Below are 3,536 nucleotides of genomic sequence, written 5' to 3'. Positions count from 1 at the left end.
AAAAAATATATCTTAAATACAATTCATCGTTAGATACAGATGAAGGTATAAATAATATATTAACTTTTATTAATTATGATAATATATTAATGAGAACATATATTGACGGCTCTCTAATTCTTAAAGCTATTAAAAATAATACCATTATAGGCTTTATAGAAATAAGAAATTATAATCATATATCACTTTTATTTATTGATGATAAATATTTTAGATTAGGCTTAGGAAAAAAACTTTTTGAAAAAGTTAAAGATATAACAAAAAGCGATAAGTACTCGGTTAACTCTAGCGATTATGCTATAGAGTTTTATAAAAAATTAGGCTTTGTTGCTATTTATGACAACATAAAAGTAGAAAACGGAGTTCATTTTCACCCGATGATTTTTTAAAATACCTCATATATGTATATTGACAAACAACTTTTTTTGTATATACTATTACTATAAAAGGTATATATATGTGAATATTAATAGATTTAATTGGTTCAATTATAAACTTTATAAAAAAGAAACTTCAAAAATAGACAAACATTAACCTAAATATTATTGCACAAGGGCTACTCCTCCCAAGTGCAATAATACTAATTATTTCTTCATTACCTGCACATACACCTTTCTATTTCTTGCACCATCAAACTCAAAGAAATATATATCCTGCCAAACACCCAACACTATATCTCCATTTTCTATTATAACAGTTAAACTCGGAGAAACCAAAGACGACAAAACATGTGCCTGTGAATTACCTTCAGCATGCCTATAATTATCATGTTGAGCTACTATTTTATTAAAAGCATTCTTCATATCAAATAAAACATTGCTGTCTGCATTTTCATTGATTCCAACCCCCGCAGTAGTATGAGGCGTAAATATAACTGCTATGCCAGATTCTACCTTCTCTTCAAAAACGCATCTTCTAACCTCTTTAGTAATGTCTACAATATCAAATCTTGAGTTAGTTTTTACATTAATAGTATGCATAAATACTCTCCTTAATTTTTATATAACAAATCTTAAAGCTAACTCCATTCCAACACTAAGAGCACTAATATTATGATACTGATAATGCGGATTATTAACTCGCACAAACACATCATAAAGAACATAGCTTCCAAGATTAATATTTAAATATCTATTAATAACAAATGAATAATCAAAAGCTAATTTAATAAAAGTAATAGGAGCCGCTTCGCTATAATATAAACTTGTATTGTAAATATTTTTATTATTAACTTTTTCTATATAATTAACTATTGTAGGCATCTTTACACCAATTCCAAAACCAATAGAAAAGTTATCAATTATAAACTTTGGCAACACTCCAACAAGAATATTTTCAAAATAATAAGAATAAGTAGTTTTCAAATCTTTAGACCTATAAGAATAGCTATCATGACTATATCCAAACTCAGCTAATATACTCAAAGCCATTCTCTCAGATATTAAATACATATATCCAAATTGTAAAGAAGCCCCTATCTCAAAATCTACAAAACTCTTCATACTTAAAACTGTTGGATTATTAATGAGCTTAGAGTCTGAAAACCCAATGCTCATTCCAAAAGGCACATTCAATAATACTTCAAACCTATTTTTCTGAGCAAATACATTAAAACTTAAACTAAAAACAAAAAATAATATTAAAAACACCTTTTTAGAAAAATACATTAAAAAACACCTCGTTTTTTAATATTATAATATTTCTTATTATTTGCAAATATACATATATATGATATAATAAATATATGCTGTATAATATCAATAATTTTATATCAACTTCAAATTGGCGTTATCTCTTTTATAGTCTTGATATAATACTAGTAGCAATATTATTTTACATTTTTTACATGCTTATGTATAACACCAGAGCATACAGCATAGCCCTAGGTTTTATAATACTTTTCTTTATCACATTAATAGCAAAAATCTTCGGACTCACTACCCTATCATGGTTATTCGATAAATTTTTCCAAGTAGGTCTTATTGCAATAGTGGTGCTGTTTCAAGCAGAAATAAAACATGGTCTAAGAATATTAGGCGGAAGGGCATTATTTAAAAAATCATTCGGATACAATGAAGACCAGATACAAAAAATTATGAGTGCAACTTTTAATTTGTCTTATAAAGGTTATGGTGCTTTGATAGTCTTTCAAAGAAATATATCTCTACATTCTTTAGTAGACAAGGCTGTAAAACTAAATGCCGACATATCTATAGAATTATTAGAATCTATATTTTTTAAAAACAACCCCATACATGATGGTGCTGCAATTATAATGGAAAACAGAATAGCTGCTGCAAGTGCATATTTACCGCTTACAGAAACAGAACCTCAAATAAAAAATAGAAGATTAGGCACTAGGCATAGGGCGGCACTTGGTATATCTGAACAAACTGATGCTGTTGTAGTGGTGGTATCAGAAGAGACTCAATGCGTTTCTATTGTTCATGGTGGGATATTAGAATATAATTTAAGCAGAGATGAATTATATAAAAGGCTTGGAGAGCTTTTAGAGGTAAAAGTAGATTAAAATGAAAGATATTATAATAAAAAAATTTAAACATAAAAAATTGTTATCCTATATAACAAATAGATTTTGGATTAAAGCTTTATGTTTAACTATGTCTTTTATGCTTTTTTTATATGTGAGATATCAGCAGGAATACAATAAAGAATATACTACAAAATTAAATATAAAAAACCTTCCAGCAAAACTTTTAATTGCTAATAACATTAAAGAAAATATAACCGTTAGTGTAAAAGGATTTAAAGATAATATATATGAACTTCCAAGAGATTTTTCTGCATATATAGATTTAACTAATGCACAAATTGGAAGTAATATGTATAAAATATATTTAGAAAATGATGCAGATTATTCATCGCTTAATATAAGTATAAATCCAAATAAAATACCTGTAGTGTTAGACCAATTAGCATACAAAACCGTTCCAATAGAAGTGCAAACTGTAGGAAAAGCATCATTAGGACTTGAAATTGAAAATATTATTATTAATCCTTCAAACACAATAATATCTGGACCTAAAACTTTAATATCTCAAATAGATAAATTATATACAAAAACTATAGACCTTGATGATAAATATTTAGATTATAACACTAAGCTTAGTCTAAACATACCGCCAAATGTGAAATCTGATACTTCTAGAGTAGATGCTAGTATAATTTTTGACAAAGATATAGAAATAGTAACATTTGAAAATATAGAATTAAATATTAATAATTTAAATAGCAGATTTAATATAAAATACAATGAACCTTTAATTGTGAAAAAAATTATATTAGAAATGAATAAAAACTTAATAGAAAACTTAAAAAAAGAGGATATACTCCTTTCATTAAATTTAATAAATATAACAAACGAAGGTATATACTCTAATATATCAATAGAAGCAAATATTCCAGATTATGCCAAATTATCATATATAGAGCCTTCATTTTTCAATATAGAAGTAGAAAAAATATGGACAAATCAATAATAAAAAATATTAGGTTCGGAGATATTATTATTATTT

The 3,536-nt window shown here is 26.2% G+C and carries 5 protein-coding genes; 3 read left to right on the top strand and 2 right to left on the bottom strand.

Annotation, left to right across the window (positions count from 1 at the left end):
- On the top strand, positions 1–389 hold a 389-nt coding region (locus E6A48_RS00485), incomplete at its 5' end, for a GNAT family N-acetyltransferase (protein WP_219708088.1).
- A 195-nt stretch (positions 390–584) separates the two neighbouring features.
- Here E6A48_RS00485 and E6A48_RS00480 read toward each other — a convergent pair.
- Positions 585–980: a secondary thiamine-phosphate synthase enzyme YjbQ gene (locus E6A48_RS00480; RefSeq protein ID WP_219708087.1), complete on the bottom strand. Its 396-nt coding sequence runs from the start codon at positions 978–980 to the stop codon at positions 585–587.
- 18 nt (positions 981–998) lie between these two features.
- On the bottom strand, positions 999–1,667 hold the full coding sequence (locus E6A48_RS00475; protein WP_219708086.1) for a hypothetical protein: 669 nt from the start codon (positions 1,665–1,667) through the stop codon (positions 999–1,001).
- Positions 1,668–1,744: 77 nt separating this feature from the next.
- Between E6A48_RS00475 and cdaA the strand changes: the two genes are divergently transcribed.
- Together cdaA and E6A48_RS00465 are read left to right on the top strand one after the other, a co-directional pair.
- A complete protein-coding gene (cdaA, locus tag E6A48_RS00470; protein ID WP_219708085.1) occupies positions 1,745–2,530 on the top strand; it encodes a diadenylate cyclase CdaA in 786 nt (261 codons plus the stop codon).
- Position 2,531: 1 nt separating this feature from the next.
- Positions 2,532–3,500 carry a CdaR family protein gene (locus E6A48_RS00465; protein WP_219708084.1) on the top strand — a complete coding sequence of 323 codons (969 nt, stop codon included), beginning with the start codon at positions 2,532–2,534 and terminating at the stop codon, positions 3,498–3,500.
- Positions 3,501–3,536: the final 36 nt, after the last annotated feature.

Source organism: Brachyspira pilosicoli, assembly GCF_019402445.1.
Lineage (GTDB): Bacteria > Spirochaetota > Brachyspiria > Brachyspirales > Brachyspiraceae > Brachyspira > Brachyspira pilosicoli_B.
This window is presented reverse-complemented; position numbering and strand designations above follow the sequence as displayed.

Bases quoted from the DNA above. Each gene is read 5' to 3' on its own strand.
- E6A48_RS00480 (WP_219708087.1), bottom strand. From the start codon at position 980: ATGCATACTATTAATGTAAAAACTAACTCAAGATTTGATATTGTAGAC.
- E6A48_RS00475 (WP_219708086.1), bottom strand. From the start codon at position 1,667: ATGTATTTTTCTAAAAAGGTGTTTTTAATATTATTTTTTGTTTTTAGT.
- cdaA (WP_219708085.1), top strand. From the start codon at position 1,745: ATGCTGTATAATATCAATAATTTTATATCAACTTCAAATTGGCGTTAT.
- E6A48_RS00465 (WP_219708084.1), top strand. From the start codon at position 2,532: ATGAAAGATATTATAATAAAAAAATTTAAACATAAAAAATTGTTATCC.